Source organism: Candidatus Cloacimonadota bacterium, from assembly GCA_012522635.1.
Taxonomy (GTDB): domain Bacteria; phylum Cloacimonadota; class Cloacimonadia; order Cloacimonadales; family Cloacimonadaceae; genus Syntrophosphaera.
In genome coordinates this window covers 1-17,348 of record JAAYKA010000045.1, presented here as the reverse complement: position 1 = coordinate 17,348, position 17,348 = coordinate 1, and the positions used below count along the sequence as shown (strand labels likewise).

The window sequence follows — 17,348 nt, the reverse complement described above, 5'->3', positions numbered from 1 at the left end:
GCTTTGCCAGGTACTGAAAATCTGCCTGCAGCGAACTACACACTATAATACATCTCCATATAGACCTGATTTGACCGATCCTTGGCAAATGAAAATAAGGCTGGTTTAAAAAATGGGGGAATGCCAACGCATATTTTTCTTGACAGGAAAGCGCAGAAATCGAGTATAATACAGTAGTGGAGTTTCGGTGACCTTCGGGTTTCCTCTCCGCGCCATAAGCATTTGAAGGAGTTGACCATGCGCAAAACAATCGTATGCTGTTTAACGCTGATTGTGGTGTTGGCAATTGCAGCCCCCCTGACTGCGGCAAAACCATCCAAAGCCGCCACAGTGAAGGAAGTTAACGTCACAAACGAAAGGGAATTTTTGAATGCCATCGGTTCGAATACCGTGATTGACATGAGAGACTTGGAAAACGGCTATTTTGTCCTTTCCGGCAAAAAGACCATCGGAATGTCCCGAAACGCGCGCTATGAAGAGGTTTTCGACGGTTACCAACTGGTGATCAGCGATGTGGACGGGCTTACGCTGGTGGGCACCGAACGCGGCTTGAGCCTGATTATGGCAGAGCCACGCTATGCGAACGTAATCACATTCCAAAACTGCCGCAATCTGCGTTTTGAAAACCTGGGCCTTGGCCACACCGATGCTGGTTATTGCACCGGTGGGGTTCTGGAATTCAACAACTGCCAGGGAATTTCCATTTCGAACTGCGAAATGTGGGGCTGCGGCATGGAAGGAATCACGGCCTCGGATTGCAGCGGACTGGATTGTGAGCTAAGCACAATCTATGGTTGCACATACAGCGCCATGACGATGAGCAGGGTGAAGGATGTCAGCTTTACAAACTGCGTGATCAGAGACAATGTGGAATTCAACACCCTGAATTTCTGGAATTGCCAAAACGTGGAATTCAACGGCTGCGTGATTTTCGACAACAACGCTTTCGGTCAATGGGGTACCAGCTATCTCATCTACTCGGAAGCTTCCAAGATAAACTTCACGGATTGCGCCATCTTCAGAAACAACGTGCATGAGCTTACCAACAACCCCAGAATAGTGCGCTTCGACAGTTGCGCCGTCTTCAAAAACGAATATGAACCAATCGAAGATTCCCGCGAAGATGAATATTGGGATTACAACTATGATGAGGAATGGTAAAGCCGAATAATCCCGCTAAAACAACAGTAATTTGAACCTCCAAACAAGCGCACTGTGATGTTTGGGGGTTTTTTTGAGGATTTGAACAAAGCGGCAGAAGATATCTGAAATCCCGCCGCTTGGCCCATCTTTCCTGATTTATAAAAAAACCCGGGACGCAGGATCCCGGGTTTTACGCATTGTTTGGGCGAAAGATTCTTATTTGTTGAGGTCTTTTGCCTTAATGTTATCTTTTTTGGGTTTGACCGCAGATTCTTCCACAAATTGGAGGATGGCCATGGGGGCTGAATCTCCGCGGCGGAAACCGCTTTTTATGACGCGGGTATATCCGCCCGGGCGGTCTTGGAACGCGGGCGCGATCTCGGTGAAAAGTTTTTTCACCAAGGTGCGGTCGCCGAGAACGCTGTATGCCAAACGGCGTGAATGGACCGTGTCCTGTTTGCCGTAGGTGACCACGCGATCCACATATCCGCGCAATTCTTTTGCCTTTGCCAAGGTGGTGGTGATTTGTCCATGTTCCACCATGGATTTCACAAGATTGCAGATCATGAGGCGGCGTGCGTCTTTTTCGCGTCCAAATTTTCTTCCTTGAACTCTATGTCGCATTTTTCACCTTCTTTTTGGAGGGGGGTACCGGCTTGCGGGGCGGAGTTGGAATCTCTTCCTCTGGCTCCGCTGGCTCGGGTATATCTTCCTCTTTTTTTACTTTGGGGGCAGCCTCAATACTGATGCCGCGGCTTCTGGCTTCGCGGATTTGGCCTTGGATGCCATCCACATCCATCCCGAGATGGAGATCGTATTTTTTGAGTTTTTGGACGATTTCTTCCAGGGATTTTTTGCCGAAGTTACGGAATTTGAGCATTTCAGCATCGGTTTTGGAAACGAGATCGCCAATGGTTTCAATCTCGGCGGCGGCAAGGCAATTCGCGGCGCGGACAGTTAATTCTATCTCACGCACGGGCAAAGCCAGGATGCGCTCCATCTCTTCCAGTTCCGGATCCAGTTTCACTTCCCGGATATATTGGGGTTCGGTTTCAAAACGGCTGATTTTTCCAACCATATCGCGCAGAATCTTCGCGGACAGGAAAAGCGCCACAATTGGCTCCACAGAGCCGTTTGAATGGATCTCCAGAATGAGTTTGTCGAAATTCATGCGTTCCTTCACGCGCTGGTGGGTCACGCTGAAATTGACTTTGAGGATGGGCGAATAGATGGAATCGATGGGAATGAAGCCCACGGATCTATCTTCCATATCCTGTTGTGAAGCAGAGACATAGCCGCGTCCATTGCCAATTATCATCTCGATTTTCAGGTCCACATCCTCGGTTATTTCCAGCAGGTAGAGATCTTTGTTTATGATGCGGATGTTGGGGTTGTCCTGGATCATGTTTGCCGTCACCACACCTTTTCCCTTGTGTTCAAGCACGACGGTGACCTCATCCACGGAAGTGGAATAAACCACCAACTGCTTGAGACGCAGGATCAGGTCGATATAATCGGAGTTTGTGCCTGGTATGGGCGAAAACTCGTGGTGCAGGCCTTCGATTCGGACGAAACGAACGGCCGAACCTTGAACCGAGGATAAAAGCACCCGGCGCAGGATGTTGCCGATCGTGGTTCCAAAACCGGGCTCCAGCGGCCCGATCTCGAACCTGCCATAGTGGGGGGAATAGCTTTCCCTGTCGTAATCCACGTTTTCGGGCATTTGCAGGGGTTCCAAGTATAGCATAATGACTCCTTGCTGGGTTCAGCGATTATTTGGAGTAGTACTCAACAATGAGGCGCAGGTCAACGGTGTTGGGGATCTCCTGGGCAGCCGGAATGTGTTCAAACTGCCCGCGCATGTTGTCTTTATCCACCGAAAGCCATGGGTAGGGTGAGCTGGCTTCCGAGTTGTCCCAGGCTTCCACCAGGGGCTTCATGCCTTTGCTTTTTGGGCGGACTTCGATGATATCTCCATCCTTCAGAAGGTAGGAGGGGATGTCCACTTTTTTTCCGTTCACCTGGAAATGTCCATGGTTCACGAATTGGCGAGCCTGCATCCTGGTGGTGGCAAAGCCGAGGCGGTAAACGGTGTTGTCAAGACGGCGCTCCAGAAGCTGAAGGAGGTTGTCGCCTGTGACCCCGCCCATTTTAGCCGCTTTGTGAAAATAGTTGCTGAACTGCCGTTCGAGGAGGCAGTAGATGTTTCTAAGTTTTTGCTTTTCACGCAGGTGGATGAAATAGTCGCTTTGCTTGCGGCGCATATTTCTGCCGTGCTGTCCGGGAGGGAATTTGCGGCGGTTCAGGATCCTGTCGTATTTTGCGGTGCCAAAGATGTTTTCGCCAAATTTGCGGCAAAGTCTGGCACGTGGTCCGGTGTATCTTGCCATTATTTCCTCTCTTATATCCTTCTGGTTTTTGGTGGACGGCAGCCATTATGGGGAATGGGTGTGGCGTCTTTAATCATGGTGACTTTGAGGCCGGAGGCGTTCACCGCGCGGATGGCGGATTCCCTGCCACTGCCAGGTCCTTTTACGATCACGCCCACGCGGGTGATTCCCATTTCCATGCCAGCTTTGGACACTTCCGTAGCGGCCAATTGGGCTGCAAACGGGGTTGCCTTACGTGAGCCTTTGTAGCCCACTCTGCCACCGCTGGACCAGGTGAGGATGTTTCCAGAGCGATCAGCCAGAGAAACGATGGTGTTGTTAAAGCTGGAGTGGACAAACACGATACCTTCGTCAAAAGACAGACGGACGCGTTTTTTCTTGGTTCTGGTTTTCTTTGCCATTTATCGGTTCACTCCTATTTCTTCTTTTTGATGGCGCTGGCGCGGGGGCCCTTGCGTGTGCGCGCGTTTGTGTGGGTGCGTTGACCGCGAACGGGCAATCCGCGTTTGTGGCGCTGGCCACGATAGCAGCCAATTTCCATGAGGCGCTTGATGTTCATTGCCACCTGGGTGCGCAGTGTTCCTTCCACCGCATAGTCGTGTTGCACGATGTCGCGAATGGTTTTCTCTTCTTCGACGCTAAGGTCTCCCACCAGTTTGGTTTCGTCCACATTTGCTTTGCGGCAGATTTCCTTGGCAAGGCTTGGGCCGATGCCATAAATATAGGTGAGGCCAATGAACAGGCGTTTGTTCTTGGGAATTTCTATACCTGCAATATGTGCCAAGTTGGTCCTCCTTAACCCTGTCTCTGTTTGTGTTTTGGGTTGGAACTGCAGATAACACGGATCACGCCGTGGCGTTTGATGATCCGACAGTCTTTACAGACTACACGGACTGATGATCTCACTTTCATTATCGTCTCCTTGCAAGAGTGCAGTTACTTCCTGCAATGTTTATTATTTATATCGGTAGGTAATCCTTCCGCGGCTGAGGTCGTAAGGTGAAAGCTCCACCTTGACCTTGTCTCCGGGAAGGATGCGGATATAGTGCATCCGCATTTTACCAGAACTGTGGGCCAGTATTTCATGGCCGTTTTCCAGTTGAACCTTAAAAGTGGTGTTGGGAAGGGCTTCGGTCACGATTCCTTCCACTTCTATAACGCCGGCTTTACTCATATACTTGCTCCTTCAGGCATGGGTCAGGATGCGGGGCTCGTCTTCCGTAACGATGATGGTATGTTCGAAATGGGCGGAGAGACTGCCGTCGGCTGTGAAAAACTCCCAGCCGTTTTCCCTGACTCGATTTGTGCCAATGTTGACCATGGGTTCGATGGCGAGGGCCATTCCGCTTTGAAGGCGGGGACCCCTGCCGGGATTTCCGTGATTTGGGATCTGGGGCTCTTCATGGAGATGGCGCCCGATTCCGTGTCCGGTGAGATTGTCGGCTACATAGTAGCCCTGTGCTCTCACGTAGGAACCGATGGCGTGGGAAATATCTCCCACCCGGTTTCCGGGTTTGGCGGCTTCGATGCCCCGGCGCAGAGCTTCGGAAGTTATATCCATAAGTCTTTGTGCCTGGGTGGAAATCGCTCCAACCGCGTAAGTGCGGGCAGCATCTCCATAATAGCCGTCCAGCACGGCGCCAACGTCGATCCCAATGATATCTCCCTCTTGCAGAACCACTTTTTTTGAAGGAATTCCGTGAACAATGCCAGAATTTGGTGAAGTGCACAAAGTTCCCGGAAATGGGTAAAGACCGGGCACCGTATAACCTTTGAAGGCTGGTTTGGCGCCTTTTGAAACGATGAAATCGTAGGCAAAGACATCCAAATCCCAGGTGTTCACCCCGGGCACAATCCGCCTGGAAAGCTCATCCAGCAACTGGCCGATGATCTTGCCCGCAGCGCGCATCTTTTCTTGTTCGAGGGGAGATTTGCGGAATATCATGATCAACTGGAGCGTCCGCGGAGTTTTCCTTTCTTCATGAAGCCGTCATAGTGACGCATCACGAGATGGGATTCGATCTGGCGCAGGGTGTCCAAAGCGACGCCAACCACGATGATGAGACCGGTTCCGCCAAAGTAGAAGGGCAGCTTGAAAATATGGGTCATCAATTCGGGTAAAAGCGCCACGAAGGCAAAGAACACAGCGCCGGGAAGGGTGATACGTGTAAGCACGGAAGAAATGTATTCCGCAGTCTTTTTACCGGGTTTTTTTCCGGGGATATGTCCACCGTATTTCACCATGTTTTCTGCCATTTCGGTGGGATTAAGAACAAGCGCAGTATAGAAATAGGCAAAGAATATGATGAGTGCCACGTAGATGATGGTGTAAACCCAGTGACCGGGGGTGAAAAGCACTCGCAGTTGGTGCCAGAAGGTTCCCGGTTCGGTGTTTCCGCCCTGGAAAAGGGTGATGAGCGTGGCAGGAAACATCAGGATGGACTGGGCAAAGATGATGGGAATAACTCCGGCAGTGTTCACACGCAGAGGGATGTAGGTACTTTGACCACCGTAAACCCTTCTGCCCACAATGCGTTTGGCATATTGGACAGGGATTTTGCGGATGGCTTCAGTTACAAAGATAATCGCGCCGGTGACCAGAACCATCACAACAACGGCCAAAAGGGATTGGATAATCCCGCCGATGCTGCTGAAACGGGTGCGGAACATATTGACAAACCCTTCCGGATAGCGAGCGATGATACCGGCAAAGATAATCAGCGAAATGCCGTTTCCAATGCCGAACTCGGTGATTTGTTCACCCAGCCACATCACTATCATGGTTCCGGTTATCAGGGTTACCATGCCAGTCAGAAAAAACAGGAAGTTGGCATTTGGCACCACTGGTCCGGTGGCTCCCATCATGTTTGTGAGGCCCACCAGAATGGTGATAGCGTTGAAGGCAGCCAGAGCAACCGTGAAATAGCGGGTTATCTGGTTCATCTTCTTTTCACCGTCGGCGCCTTCTTTGCGCAGCTTTTCAAAATAGGGAATGATGCTTCCCAAAAGCTGGATCACGATGGATGCCGTGATGTAGGGCATGATGCCCAAGGCGAAGATGGAGGCACGTTCGATGTTTCCACCCACGAAGAGGTTCAACAGGTCAAAAAGCCCGCCAGACTGGCTCTGGAAAAAAGAGCTCAGCTCGGCAGCGTTGACCCCGGGAATGGGCACAAAACTACCCAGGCGATAAAGCACCAGAATGAGCCCGGTGAACAGAATTTTCTTTCTGAGATCCGGGATTCTGAAGATGTTCGCGATGGTCTTGAACAAATCACACCACCTCTGCTTTGCCGCCGTTCGCTTCAATCAATTCAATGGCACGCTGTGAAAAAGCGTGTGCCTTGATGTGAACGGTTTTGGTGAATTCTTCGTTCAGGCCGGCCAGAACCTTGATGGGATATTTCCCTTTTTGGCCCTTGGTGGGCACCAAGCCCAGCAGTTCCAGCTTTTCGACGTCGAATTGTGTTTCTTCCAGCTCAACCAAGCGGGAAAGATTCAGGATGCGAAAATGTTTGCGGAAGGGGTTTGTGAAGCCACGCTTCGGCAGGCGACGGTTGATGGGCATTTGTCCACCCTCAAAACCAGGAGGCACGTTTCCGCCAGCGCGGGACTTTTGACCTTTGTGTCCGCGTCCAGATTGCCTTCCCAAGCCGCTGCCTTCGCCTTTTCCAAGGCGTCGTTTTGCTTTGCGGCCTGCGGGTTTGCCAAGATTTGAAAGGGTCAGCATATCATTCTCCCTTTACTTCTTCAACTGTAACCAGGTATGAAACTTTGTTGATCATACCGCGGATGCAGGGATTATCGTTGTGAATCCTGGATTTGCCGGGAGATCCCAGCCCCAGGGAACGGATTATCCGTTTATGATTTTCTTTACGATTTATGGTGCTGCGAACCTGGGTGACTTTAATCTTCACTTTTTTCCTCCCTTCCGGTGAGTTCAGCCACGGTCTTGTTGCGCAAGCGGGCAATATCTTGCAGTGTGCGCATGGATCTGAGGCCGTTCACGGTGGCTTTCACCACGTTTGTGGGGGTGTTTGAACCCAGGGATTTGCACAGGATATTTTGGATCCCGGCAGCTTCAAAAATGGCGCGTGTGGTTCCTCCCGCGATAACTCCTGTACCGGGGGAAGCAGGTTTCATCATAACGCGGCTGGCGCCATAGCGTGCTATCGTCTCATGGGGAATGGTCCCGTTTATGATGGGCACACTAAACATCGAGCGGGTGGCTCTTTCCTTCGCTTTGCGGATGGCGTCGGCAATTTCATTGGCCTTGCCGTTGCCAACGCCGATTTTTCCAGCGCGGTCGCCAACAACGACTATGGCGGTGAAACTGAAGTTACGTCCGCCTTTCACGACCTTGGCCACACGTTTGGTCTCGATCACGGTCTCAACGAGTCTTTCTTCCTCGGGCAGATTGTGTTCGTAATTCAAGTTTCCTCCTTAAAAATCAAGGCCGGCCTTGCGGGCGCCTTCGGCCAAGGCTTTCACCCTGCCGTGATATTTGTAGCCGGCACGATCGAAGGCAACCTTCGAAAGCCCGGCAGCAATTGCTTTTTCTCCCAATTTTTGACCAACCTGGAAACCTTGCTCGGTTTTCTTGATCCCTTTTGGAATCTCGACATCCTTGCCGCGTGAAGAGGCGGAAACCAAGGTTTTCCCGGTTGTATCATCAATGATCTGGGCGTAAATGTGTTTCAAAGAGCGAAAAACCACCAGGCGCGGGCGCTCAGTAGTGCCATTCAGTCTGTTGCGGATTGCGCGACGACGACGAACGCGCAGGGTGTTTTTAACTATGTTACTTGGTTTTATCATTGTTTACTCCCTGCCTTTTTATGCTCCGGCTTTGCCGGCTTTGATGGTCACATGTTCATTGTCATAGCGGATGCCCTTTCCCTTGTAATTTTCGGGTGGGCGGCAGGTACGAATTTCGGCGGCGAAATGGCCAACCAGTTGTTTATCGATTCCTTTAACGCGGATGATGCTTTGCAGGTCCGAACGCACCGTTTTGGAGCGAGGAACAGCCTCGGCTTCAACTTCGAGACCTTCGGGAATCTCCAGCAAGATATCATGGGCATAACCCAGACTGAGCCTCAGCCAGGGTCCAACCCTTTCCGCGGAATATCCAGTGCCGATCAAATGGAGTGTTTTCAAATAGCCTTCGGTAACACCGATGACCATGTTTTGGATGAGGGCACGAGTGAGGCCATGCACGGCGCGTTGGGATTTGCTGTCGTTTGCACGCTTGACATTGATTATGCCATCTTCCAGTTCCAGGCTTATACCCGGCAGCATTTCATATTGCAGTTCGCCCAGCTTTCCTTTCACGCGAACCAGGTTTTCCTGGATTTCCACGTTGACGCTCGGATCGATTTTTATAGGAGCTCTACCTATGCGTGACATTGATTAAACCTCCTACCAAACCTTGCAGATATATTCCCCACCAACGCGTTTGATGCGGGCGTCGCGATCGACCATCACACCCTGAGAGGTGGAGATCACCGCGCAGCCAGTATTGTTGAAAACGCTGGGGATTTTGTCTGCTTTCACATACACGCGGCGTCCAGGTTTTGATATCCTCACCAAACCTTGAATGATGGGCATACCATCATTGGTATAGCGAAGATTCACCAGGATGCGGCGATAATTTATTTTTTGCTCAGGATCTCTGTCGAGAACCTGGACGCTATTTACGAAGTTTTCCTCGGCGAGGATCTTCGTCAAAGCCTCAATAATGCGGCTATGTTTGACGATCACATGCGGATGTCCGGCACGATATGCATTGCGAATCTTGGTCAATGCATCAGCTATCGGATCACTTACGCTCATTTAATTGCTCCTTTGCTTACCAGCTGGATCGGGTGATTCCCGGGATTTGTCCCAAGGAAGCGTATTTGCGGAAACACAGGCGACACATGCCAAAATCGCGCATGTAGGCCCTGGGGCGACCGCAAATCTTGCAGCGGTTATATTGCCTGACTTTAAATTTAGGTTTTCTTTGTTGTTTAAGGATCAAAGATTTCTTTGCCATGCATTCTCCTTATTCTTCTTCACGCTTGAAAGGCATTCCAAGCTCTTTGAGCAGTTCCCGGGCTTCATCGTCGTTCCGCGCGGTGGTGATGATATTGATATTCAACCCACGCAGGTTGTCGATTTTATCGAATTCTATCTCGGGAAAAACGGTCTGCTCTTTGAGGCCCATGGAAAAGTTTCCCCTGCCATCAAAAGAATCCGTGGAAATCCCGCGGAAGTCTCGAATACGGGGAATCACGATGGAAACCAAGCGGTCAAAAAACTCATACATGATTTCTCCGCGCAAGGTCACCTTGCAGCCGATGGGCATGCCTTGACGCAGCTTGAAGTTCGAGATGGATTTGCGCGCCTTGGTGACGATGGGCTTGCGTCCAGTTATCTGCTCCAAGTCCTTCACGGCGTTGTCCAGCAGGGCCTTATTCTGGGTGGCTTCACCCACGCCCATGCTCACCACGATTTTGTTCAAACTGGGAACCTGATGCGGGTTTTTGTATTCAAAGCGCTTTTCGAGCGCAGGGACCACCGCCTTACGATATTGTTCTTGAATTCTGTTCATTTTCCCCTCTTTTACAGTTCGTCACCGGTTTTTTTGCAAACGCGGACTCGTCGCCCTTCACGGGCTTTGAAAACCGGTTTGGTAACGGTATTCAGTTTTTCGTTGAACAGCATCACGTTTGAGGCATTGATGGGCGCCTCTTTGGAGATGATGCCGCCCTGGGGGTTGGTTTGTGAAGGCTTCGAGTGTTTCTTGATCATGTGCACTTTTTCCACCACCACTTTGTTGACCTTGGGAAAAGATTTGAGAACGCGGCCTTTACGGCCTCTATCCTCACCGGAGATCACAATCACGTAGTCGCCTTTTTTGATTTTCATTTTCTTTGGCATCACTATCTCCCTACAGCACTTCCGGCGCCAGGGAAACTATCTTCATATAGGCATGCTCGCGAAGTTCGCGTGCCACCGGGCCAAAGATGCGGGTTCCCTTGGGGTCGTGCTTTTCGTCGATGATCACGGCTGCGTTATCTGAAAAACGGATATAGGTTCCATCCGCGCGTCTGATCTCTTTCGCGGTGCGAACGATCACGGCACGTTCAACGCTGCCTTTTTTAACCTTGCCGCCGGGTGTGGCGGATTTGATCGCAACAACTATGACGTCGCCAACGCTGGCGTATTTACGTCTGGTGCCGCCCAGAACCTTGATACACTGAGCTCTGCGGGCACCGGAGTTATCGGCGATATTCAACATAGTTTCGGCTTGAATCATTCCAAAACTCCCATATTATTTGCTGCGCTCGACAATTTTGTGCAGAGCCCAGCGTTTGCGAGCGCTCATCGGACGGAATTCCACGATTTGGACCACGTCTCCGATGTTCGCGTCGTTGTTCTCGTCGTGTGCCATGAACTTTTTGTGGCGGCGCACGGTTTTTTTATACAATGGATGCGTGAATTGGCGTTGGACACGAACCACAATGGTCTTGTCGTTCTTATCGCTCACCACCACGCCCTGTTTTATCATTTTACGGGGTTCAGCCACGGTTTACCTCACTTCCTTTGCGTTCAAAAATGTGTTGATGCGGGCAATTTCCCTTCTCACGATGCGCATCCTGTCCGGGCGATCCAGCAGGTTTTTCGATTTTTGAAAGCGCAGGTTGAAAAGTTCAACGCGCAGCTCTTCCAGCCGGGCGTTCAGTTCTTCCACACTCATTTTGCGGATTTCGTCCATCTTCATAGCTCAACTCCTTCCCGGGCAATCATGCGGGTTTTGATTGGAAGCTTGTGTGCTGCCAGGCGCATTGCCTCTTTGGCAACCTTCAAATCCACGCCTTCCAGTTCAAAAAGAACGCGGCCGGGACGCACCACCGCCACCCAATATTCGGGAGCGCCTTTTCCTTTTCCCATGCGGGTTTCGGCAGGCTTTTTGGTGATGGGCTTATCAGGAAATATGCGGATCCAGACCTTTCCCACGCGCTTCATGTGCCTGGTGATGGCAATACGAGCGGCTTCAATCTGGCGGCTGGTGATGAAAGCGTCCTCAAGGGCAATGAGACCGTAATCGCCGAAATCGACGTTGCTTCCGGTCCAGGCAAGGCCTCTGCGACGGCCTTTCATCATTTTACGATATCTAACTTTTTTTGGTGCTAACATTTACCTTCTCCTAACCCAGGATGTCGCCCTTGTAAATCCATACCTTGATGCCAATTACACCGTAGGTGGTGTTTGCTTCCACGTGGGCATAATCAATATCGGCACGCAGGGTATGAAGTGGGGTACGACCCTGTTTATAGCGCTCGGTGCGGGCGATTTCCGCGCCGCCAAGACGGCCTGAAACCTGAACTTTCACGCCTTCCGCTCCGTCTCGCATCACGTTGCGGATGGCCAGCTTCATGGCGCGGCGGAAAGCAACCCTTTCCTCCAGTTGGCGCGCGATTTCCTGTCCCACCAACCTAGCATCCAGCCACATCCTTTCAATCTGTTCAATATTGATCAGAACGGTGACGGGTGTGGGGCGGTTCTTGTTGATCAGAACGTTGAGCTCGTTGCGCAGACGGTCGATGTCTTCACCTTTTTTACCAATCACCAAACCCGGACGGGCGGTGTGGATATCAATGGTGATGGAGCTGGTTTTGCGCGAGATTTGCACGCGGGAAACCATCTTTTGCGCCAGGCGCTTGTGGATGTATTCTCGGATCTGGATGTCTTCCAGCAGGTAGTCCACATAGGTGGAACCCTGGGCAAACCAGATCGATTCAGTGTCTTTATTCACACCGATACGGTAAAGAATGGGGTGTATTTTTTGTCCCAAGGTATTCCTCCTATTCCTCTATTTTACGAATTTCCAGGGAGATATGACAGGTCTGTTTGCGAATCATATAGGCCCTGCCATGAGCCCTGGGTCTGTAGCGTTTCATCTGTGGGCCGGAGTCGGCCATGGCCTCGGTCACATACATCTGCTTCAGATCGAGGCGGGGTTCTTTAACAAGGGCGTTTGCCACTGCGGAATCCAGCAATTTACCGATGGGGCCAGCTGCCCGACGACGGGAAAAACGCAGGATACCCTGGGCTTCGGGAACGCTCTTATAGCGGATCTGATCTAAAACCAGACGGGCTTTGCGGGCTGAACCGCGGGCAAAACGTAGTTTGGCTGTCGCTTCCATTTAAGTGCTCCCTTATCTGCCTTTTTTCTTATCTTTATGTCCACGATAGGTGCGGGTTGGGGAAAACTCTCCCAACTTGTGACCCACCATGTTTTCAGTCACATACACCGGCACAAATTTGTGACCGTTGTGAACCGAAAAAGTGTGGCCGATAAAAGAGGGGATGATCATGGAACGACGTGACCAGGTCTTGATCACACTTTTCTTCGTGCCGGCGTTCAGGATTTCCACTTTCTTCAGCAGATGATCGTCGACAAAGGGACCTTTCTTGATTGAACGTGCCATTTTTTCCTTCCTTTATCTCTTTTTCACGGCTTTCACGATATATTTATCGGAATACTTGCGGGTTCTGCGGGTTTTGCCACCTTTGGCAGGCTTGCCCCAGGGTGAAACCGGATGGCGTCCACCAGAGGTTTTTCCCTCACCACCGCCCATGGGGTGATCGTGTGGGTTCATCACCACGCCGCGAACTGTGGGTCGAATTCCCATCCAGCGTTTGCGGCCCGCTTTTCCAATCTGGATCAGGGTGTGGTCGGCATTGCTGACCTGACCGATTGTGGCAAGGCATTCCTTGCGAATCAGGTGGACATCGTTCGAAGGCATTTTCACATGAACGTAGTCACCGTCTTTGGCCACAACCTGACCATAAGCTCCGGCGGAACGGGCAATCTGTCCACCGCGGCCTTTTTTCAATTCAATATTATGCACCATGGAGCCCAACGGGATGCGTTCCAATGGCATTGCGTTGCCCAGCGAGATTTCGGCTTCAGGGCCGGACATCACTTTCATGCCCACGCTAATACCTTCGGGGGCAATGATGTAGCGCTTTTCGCCGTCCACATAGTGAAGCAGGGCGATGCGGGCTGTGCGGTTGGGATCATATTCGATGGTGGCAACCTTGGCGGGAACGCCAAATTTGTTCCGCTTAAAATCGATCACGCGATAGTGCCGGCGATGACCGCCGCCGCGATGGCGGCATGTGATGCGGCCCATATTGTTGCGTCCACCGGATTTACGAACCGGGCGCAACAAGGATTTTTCCGGCTTGTCAGTCGTGATCTCTTCAAAGGTGTAGCCCGTGCGGAACCTCAGGCTGGGAGTGGTGGGTTTGTACTTTTTGATTCCCATGCTTTTTGCTCCTTAGACCTCAAAGTCGGCGATTCTATCACCGCTCCGCAGGGTCACAATGGCTTTTTTCCAATCCGGGCGTTTGCCGCTGTATTTGCCCAAACGTTTGGGTTTGCCCAGCATACGGATTGTGTTCACATCCAGCACCTTCACCGAAAAAATCTTTTCGATGGCGTGCTTGATTTCAATTTTATTCGCGTTGATGCTCACCTTGAAGGTGTAAGTGTTTTGGCTTTGAGCCTGGTTTTCACTCTTCTCGGTGATAATCGGGGAAATGACTATATTTCGCGGATGAATCATTTGCTGAATACCTCCTCAATCTTGCTGAGGGCTTCGCTGGTAAGCAACACATAACTGCTTTTCAAAACCTCATAGGCATGCAGGCTGTCGGCTCTGTCGGTCATCACGTCCACAAGGTTTGTGAAAGACCTCACTGTGGCGTGGTGGTTTCCGTCCGTCACAACCAGTTTGCGACCTTTTTCAGGAATAATCTTTCCCAAAAGTTCCTGCGCCTGCTTTGTGTTCGGCTTCGAAAAATCGAAGGATTCAATCACAAAAACCCGGCCTTCACGGGCGCGGTCTGTGAGCGCAACCTTCAAAGCCATGCGTTTTTTCTTGCGCGGAATCCGGCGATACCAATCTTTTGGATAGATGGCAAAAGCTAAGCCACCATGAACGCGGACCGGCGAGCGACGGCTGCCCATACGAGCGTTGCCTGTGCCCTTCTGACGGAAGAGCTTGCGCGTGCTGCCAGCAACCATGCCCCGGCTCTTCTTTTGAACCGTGCCCTGTCGCTGGTTGCCCAAATACATGGTGATAACTTCGTGCAACAACACTTTCGGTGAATCAACGTCAACGTCAAAAATGTTGGCCGGAAGTTCCATCTCTTCCATCCGTTCCCCGAGGGAATTGAATTTTACTGCTGTAACCATATTATATCCCCCTAAATTTCCTTATGGATGGTGACGAGTGAATTGCGATGCCCGGGAACCGCACCTTTTACAAGGATGAGATTCTGTTCGGGATCAACTTTCACAACTTTCAGATGACGCACGGTGAATTTCGTGTTGCCATGCTGTCCGGGAAGTTTCCTTCCTTTATACACCCGGCCCGGTGTGGCGCATTGCCCAATCGAGCCTGGCCCACGAAATGTTTCGTGAACACCGTGGGAAGCAATGAAGCCCGCAAAACCATGGCGCTTCATCACGCCGGTGAAGCCGCGACCCTTGGAATTGGAACTCACCGAAACAGTCTCGTTCGGGCTGAACCAATCCACCGTCAAATCTTTTCCAACCTCAAATCCTTCGACCTCTTGGCCGTAGGATGGGCGGAATTCACGCAGGTAGCGGTAGAGCGGGCTGTCTTTCTTCTTAAAATAACCTCTCATGGGTTTTTTGACGCGCTTTTCCGGGAGTTCTTCAAAACCCAATTGAAGGGCTTCATATCCGTGTTTTTCCTTGCTGCGCCTGCTCACAATGCGGCAGGGACCAGCCTGGATAACTGTAACGGGAATAACTCTACCGGTTTCGTCGAAAACTTGGGTCATACCAATCTTTTTTCCAATCAATCCCAACATGATTATCTCCCCGAATTGGCCTTGATCTCCACATGCACCCCAGCCGGAAGGCTAAGCTTCTTCAGGGCGTTTGTGGTCTGTTGGGTTGGATTAAGAATATCGACCAAACGTTTGTGAACCAACATCTGAAACTGGTCTTGGCTCTTCTTGTCAACATGTGGCGAACGCAGAATGGTGTAGATTGTCCGGTTCGTTGGCAACGGAATCGGACCTACAACCTTGGCCCCCGTATTACGGGTGCTCTTCACTATTTCTGCCACAGATTGGTCCAGTAAACGATGATCGTATGCCTTAAGTTTGATCCGGATGCGATTTTCGAATTTACTCACTGGTTCCTCCACAGTTTTAGAAAACACAAGCCCTTCACGTCCTGGCAACCAGAAAAACTGTCGCCAAGACGCGCGGACGCGTATTTAGCTGATTTGTTTATAAAGTTGATGGGGCAAAATGCTGTCGCAAATACCCCCGTGACGCTCTCGCGAGCGTCCCGTAAACTGGGTGACATCGTTCCTCCTAAAAGAACTATAAGTCCTCGCAAATTCTGGGACTTGTGCTATGCGTTGTGTATTTTTTTCGCAAGTGAGAGACATAATTTTATCTGTGCCCTTTTCTGTCAACCCATTTCTCGGGGAAAGAACTTCAACCCCCATCAAAACCCAGCCTTGCCATCATCAGGCATACATTTCTTCCTGTGGAACTTCAAGGAAAAACCGCTATTGAAAAAAAACCGTCCTGATTAAATGACACTTTGACAGCGGTTTATGTAGCCTCTCCCTCTTGCCGCCTTATGTATCCCTTATGTTTGATAAGGCAACCTTAAGCGAGACATAGGGTTAGGCGATATCAGGAATTTTGAGATTTTGAGACGGTAATGTAGCGAGATAACGGGATGATGGGCGAAGTTATTTGGTTTTAAAACCCCGTGCGGATGCGTCATCCTGGAGCGTAGTGATAGGACCCAGAGACTGTTTTTCAGGCGACGTTTTTTATTATTTCAACAGTTCCTGGTAAATGTTGTAGTTTTCTTCGTCGAAGCAATAAAAGCTGACTTCAATTTGGGAATGCTTTTCCAAAAAAGAGCGCACGGTTTGCACGGCAATGCGCGCCGCCAGTTCTTTGGGAAATCTGTAAACCCCGGTGGAAATGTTTGGAAAAGCGATGCTTTTGAAGCCTTTTTCCTGTGCCAGTTCCAGCGAACGCCGGTAGCAGGATGCCAAAAGTTCTTCCTCGCTGTGATTTCCGCCCCGCCAAACCGGTCCAACGGTGTGGATAACGTATTTTGCGGGAAGATTGTATCCCATGGTGAGCTTTGCCTCTCCGGTTTCGCATCCGCCCAGGGAGCGGCATTCCTTCAAAAGTTCAGGTCCGGCAGCGCGATGGATGGCACCGTCAACTCCGCCGCCGCCTAAAAGGGTTTTGTTTGCGGCATTCACGATGGCGTCGCCTTCAAAACTTGTAATGCTGTGGCGTACCAGTTTCATCATATTCTTGTCCTTTTTCCAGCCATCGCGCGTAAAAAGCTTCTTTTTCCGTTTCGCCCAGGTCTGCGTAAAGCTGTCTGAGCGATTCCACAACGCCCAAGGTTCTGGAGTGGTATTTGCCAAAGGGGCCCTTGAGGTTTTCGAGGGCTTTCAGAAACCAGACTTCTGCCTGCTCAGGTTCATTCTGCTGCAGGTGGATGCGTCCCAGACTTACCATATTGATGGCCAGATGCGGATGATTTGCCCCCAATCTCTTCTTCGTGATTTCGTGGCCACGCGTGATGAGCTCTTTTGCCCTTCCCATGTGCCCCAGAGAAAAATATAGTCTTCCCAGATTGTCGCACACTGTACCCAAAAAAAAGTGGTTTCGGTTTGTTGGATACTCCATAATCAAGAGACATCTTTCCAGATATTCGATGGCCTTGTTCGTGTTTCCCTGCTT

Annotated in this window: 33 protein-coding genes; 1 reads left to right on the top strand and 32 read right to left on the bottom strand. The window is 50.8% G+C overall.

Annotated features, from left to right (window positions below; genetic code table 11):
• The first annotated feature begins 237 nt into the window (after nucleotides 1-237).
• Entirely contained in the window at nucleotides 238-1,161 is a 924-nt protein-coding gene (locus tag GX135_02850) for a right-handed parallel beta-helix repeat-containing protein (GenBank protein ID NLN85030.1), read from the top strand.
• Between the two features lie 198 nt (nucleotides 1,162-1,359).
• Here GX135_02850 and rplQ read toward each other — a convergent pair whose 3' ends face one another.
• The 32 genes from rplQ to GX135_02690 form a co-directional block, all read right to left on the bottom strand.
• The gene (gene rplQ, locus GX135_02845; GenBank protein ID NLN85029.1) at nucleotides 1,360-1,767 is read right to left on the bottom strand and encodes a 50S ribosomal protein L17; all 408 of its coding nucleotides are present in this window, start codon (nucleotides 1,765-1,767) and stop codon (nucleotides 1,360-1,362) included.
• Nucleotides 1,757-2,890: a DNA-directed RNA polymerase subunit alpha gene (locus GX135_02840; GenBank protein ID NLN85028.1), complete on the bottom strand. Its 1,134-nt coding sequence runs from the start codon at nucleotides 2,888-2,890 to the stop codon at nucleotides 1,757-1,759. Before GX135_02840 ends, rplQ begins: the two co-directional genes overlap by 11 nt.
• 25 nt (nucleotides 2,891-2,915) lie before the next feature.
• Nucleotides 2,916-3,533 (bottom strand): 30S ribosomal protein S4, encoded by a 618-nt coding sequence (rpsD, locus tag GX135_02835; protein ID NLN85027.1) that lies wholly within the window; start codon nucleotides 3,531-3,533, stop codon nucleotides 2,916-2,918.
• 11 nt (nucleotides 3,534-3,544) lie between these two features.
• On the bottom strand, nucleotides 3,545-3,934 hold the full coding sequence (gene rpsK, locus GX135_02830; GenBank protein NLN85026.1) for a 30S ribosomal protein S11: 390 nt from the start codon (nucleotides 3,932-3,934) through the stop codon (nucleotides 3,545-3,547).
• 14 nt (nucleotides 3,935-3,948) lie between these two features.
• Nucleotides 3,949-4,317 carry a 30S ribosomal protein S13 gene (gene rpsM / locus GX135_02825; protein NLN85025.1) on the bottom strand — a complete coding sequence of 123 codons (369 nt, stop codon included), beginning with the start codon at nucleotides 4,315-4,317 and terminating at the stop codon, nucleotides 3,949-3,951.
• A gap of 11 nt (nucleotides 4,318-4,328) precedes the next feature.
• Complete coding sequence (rpmJ, locus tag GX135_02820; GenBank protein NLN85024.1) at nucleotides 4,329-4,445, bottom strand: 50S ribosomal protein L36; 117 nt, start codon at nucleotides 4,443-4,445, stop codon at nucleotides 4,329-4,331.
• 43 nt (nucleotides 4,446-4,488) lie between these two features.
• On the bottom strand, nucleotides 4,489-4,707 hold the full coding sequence (gene infA, locus GX135_02815) for a translation initiation factor IF-1 (GenBank protein ID NLN85023.1): 219 nt from the start codon (nucleotides 4,705-4,707) through the stop codon (nucleotides 4,489-4,491).
• Between the two features lie 12 nt (nucleotides 4,708-4,719).
• A complete protein-coding gene (gene map / locus GX135_02810) occupies nucleotides 4,720-5,478 on the bottom strand; it encodes a type I methionyl aminopeptidase (GenBank protein NLN85022.1) in 759 nt (252 codons plus the stop codon).
• A gap of 2 nt (nucleotides 5,479-5,480) precedes the next feature.
• Complete coding sequence (secY, locus tag GX135_02805; protein NLN85021.1) at nucleotides 5,481-6,806, bottom strand: preprotein translocase subunit SecY; 1,326 nt, start codon at nucleotides 6,804-6,806, stop codon at nucleotides 5,481-5,483.
• A gap of 1 nt (nucleotide 6,807) precedes the next feature.
• On the bottom strand, nucleotides 6,808-7,260 hold the full coding sequence (rplO, locus tag GX135_02800) for a 50S ribosomal protein L15 (protein ID NLN85020.1): 453 nt from the start codon (nucleotides 7,258-7,260) through the stop codon (nucleotides 6,808-6,810).
• Between the two features lie 4 nt (nucleotides 7,261-7,264).
• Nucleotides 7,265-7,450: a 50S ribosomal protein L30 gene (rpmD, locus tag GX135_02795; protein NLN85019.1), complete on the bottom strand. Its 186-nt coding sequence runs from the start codon at nucleotides 7,448-7,450 to the stop codon at nucleotides 7,265-7,267.
• A complete protein-coding gene (gene rpsE, locus GX135_02790) occupies nucleotides 7,440-7,967 on the bottom strand; it encodes a 30S ribosomal protein S5 (protein ID NLN85018.1) in 528 nt (175 codons plus the stop codon). The genes rpmD and rpsE overlap by 11 nt, the downstream gene beginning before the upstream one ends.
• Nucleotides 7,968-7,976: 9 nt before the next feature.
• On the bottom strand, nucleotides 7,977-8,348 hold the full coding sequence (gene rplR, locus GX135_02785) for a 50S ribosomal protein L18 (protein NLN85017.1): 372 nt from the start codon (nucleotides 8,346-8,348) through the stop codon (nucleotides 7,977-7,979).
• An 18-nt stretch (nucleotides 8,349-8,366) separates the two neighbouring features.
• Entirely contained in the window at nucleotides 8,367-8,936 is a 570-nt protein-coding gene (gene rplF, locus GX135_02780) for a 50S ribosomal protein L6 (protein NLN85016.1), read from the bottom strand.
• A gap of 12 nt (nucleotides 8,937-8,948) precedes the next feature.
• A complete protein-coding gene (gene rpsH / locus GX135_02775) occupies nucleotides 8,949-9,362 on the bottom strand; it encodes a 30S ribosomal protein S8 (GenBank protein NLN85015.1) in 414 nt (137 codons plus the stop codon).
• Nucleotides 9,363-9,378: 16 nt separating this feature from the next.
• On the bottom strand, nucleotides 9,379-9,564 hold the full coding sequence (locus tag GX135_02770; GenBank protein ID NLN85014.1) for a type Z 30S ribosomal protein S14: 186 nt from the start codon (nucleotides 9,562-9,564) through the stop codon (nucleotides 9,379-9,381).
• A 9-nt stretch (nucleotides 9,565-9,573) separates the two neighbouring features.
• Nucleotides 9,574-10,122, bottom strand: a complete 549-nt coding sequence (gene rplE / locus GX135_02765) for a 50S ribosomal protein L5 (GenBank protein NLN85013.1) — start codon at nucleotides 10,120-10,122, stop codon at nucleotides 9,574-9,576.
• An 11-nt stretch (nucleotides 10,123-10,133) separates the two neighbouring features.
• Nucleotides 10,134-10,439, bottom strand: a complete 306-nt coding sequence (gene rplX / locus GX135_02760; protein ID NLN85012.1) for a 50S ribosomal protein L24 — start codon at nucleotides 10,437-10,439, stop codon at nucleotides 10,134-10,136.
• A 22-nt stretch (nucleotides 10,440-10,461) separates the two neighbouring features.
• Nucleotides 10,462-10,830 (bottom strand): 50S ribosomal protein L14, encoded by a 369-nt coding sequence (gene rplN, locus GX135_02755; GenBank protein ID NLN85011.1) that lies wholly within the window; start codon nucleotides 10,828-10,830, stop codon nucleotides 10,462-10,464.
• Between the two features lie 15 nt (nucleotides 10,831-10,845).
• A complete protein-coding gene (gene rpsQ / locus GX135_02750; GenBank protein NLN85010.1) occupies nucleotides 10,846-11,100 on the bottom strand; it encodes a 30S ribosomal protein S17 in 255 nt (84 codons plus the stop codon).
• A gap of 3 nt (nucleotides 11,101-11,103) precedes the next feature.
• Entirely contained in the window at nucleotides 11,104-11,295 is a 192-nt protein-coding gene (gene rpmC, locus GX135_02745) for a 50S ribosomal protein L29 (GenBank protein ID NLN85009.1), read from the bottom strand.
• The gene (gene rplP / locus GX135_02740) at nucleotides 11,292-11,711 is read right to left on the bottom strand and encodes a 50S ribosomal protein L16 (GenBank protein ID NLN85008.1); all 420 of its coding nucleotides are present in this window, start codon (nucleotides 11,709-11,711) and stop codon (nucleotides 11,292-11,294) included. Before rplP ends, rpmC begins: the two co-directional genes overlap by 4 nt.
• 10 nt (nucleotides 11,712-11,721) lie before the next feature.
• Nucleotides 11,722-12,369 carry a 30S ribosomal protein S3 gene (rpsC, locus tag GX135_02735; protein NLN85007.1) on the bottom strand — a complete coding sequence of 216 codons (648 nt, stop codon included), beginning with the start codon at nucleotides 12,367-12,369 and terminating at the stop codon, nucleotides 11,722-11,724.
• A 10-nt stretch (nucleotides 12,370-12,379) separates the two neighbouring features.
• Nucleotides 12,380-12,721: a 50S ribosomal protein L22 gene (rplV, locus tag GX135_02730; GenBank protein ID NLN85006.1), complete on the bottom strand. Its 342-nt coding sequence runs from the start codon at nucleotides 12,719-12,721 to the stop codon at nucleotides 12,380-12,382.
• 12 nt (nucleotides 12,722-12,733) lie between these two features.
• Nucleotides 12,734-13,006, bottom strand: a complete 273-nt coding sequence (gene rpsS, locus GX135_02725) for a 30S ribosomal protein S19 (protein ID NLN85005.1) — start codon at nucleotides 13,004-13,006, stop codon at nucleotides 12,734-12,736.
• 12 nt (nucleotides 13,007-13,018) lie between these two features.
• Nucleotides 13,019-13,849 carry a 50S ribosomal protein L2 gene (gene rplB, locus GX135_02720; protein NLN85004.1) on the bottom strand — a complete coding sequence of 277 codons (831 nt, stop codon included), beginning with the start codon at nucleotides 13,847-13,849 and terminating at the stop codon, nucleotides 13,019-13,021.
• Between the two features lie 12 nt (nucleotides 13,850-13,861).
• Entirely contained in the window at nucleotides 13,862-14,149 is a 288-nt protein-coding gene (rplW, locus tag GX135_02715; protein NLN85003.1) for a 50S ribosomal protein L23, read from the bottom strand.
• Nucleotides 14,146-14,781 (bottom strand): 50S ribosomal protein L4, encoded by a 636-nt coding sequence (rplD, locus tag GX135_02710; protein ID NLN85002.1) that lies wholly within the window; start codon nucleotides 14,779-14,781, stop codon nucleotides 14,146-14,148. Before rplD ends, rplW begins: the two co-directional genes overlap by 4 nt.
• An 11-nt stretch (nucleotides 14,782-14,792) precedes the next feature.
• A complete protein-coding gene (gene rplC / locus GX135_02705; GenBank protein NLN85001.1) occupies nucleotides 14,793-15,425 on the bottom strand; it encodes a 50S ribosomal protein L3 in 633 nt (210 codons plus the stop codon).
• 2 nt (nucleotides 15,426-15,427) lie between these two features.
• Complete coding sequence (rpsJ, locus tag GX135_02700; GenBank protein NLN85000.1) at nucleotides 15,428-15,754, bottom strand: 30S ribosomal protein S10; 327 nt, start codon at nucleotides 15,752-15,754, stop codon at nucleotides 15,428-15,430.
• A gap of 660 nt (nucleotides 15,755-16,414) precedes the next feature.
• Nucleotides 16,415-16,909, bottom strand: a complete 495-nt coding sequence (locus GX135_02695; protein NLN84999.1) for an O-acetyl-ADP-ribose deacetylase — start codon at nucleotides 16,907-16,909, stop codon at nucleotides 16,415-16,417.
• Nucleotides 16,872-17,348, bottom strand: a 477-nt coding sequence (locus GX135_02690; GenBank protein NLN84998.1) for a tetratricopeptide repeat protein, incomplete at its 5' end; no start/stop codon positions are given. The genes GX135_02695 and GX135_02690, both read right to left, overlap by 38 nt.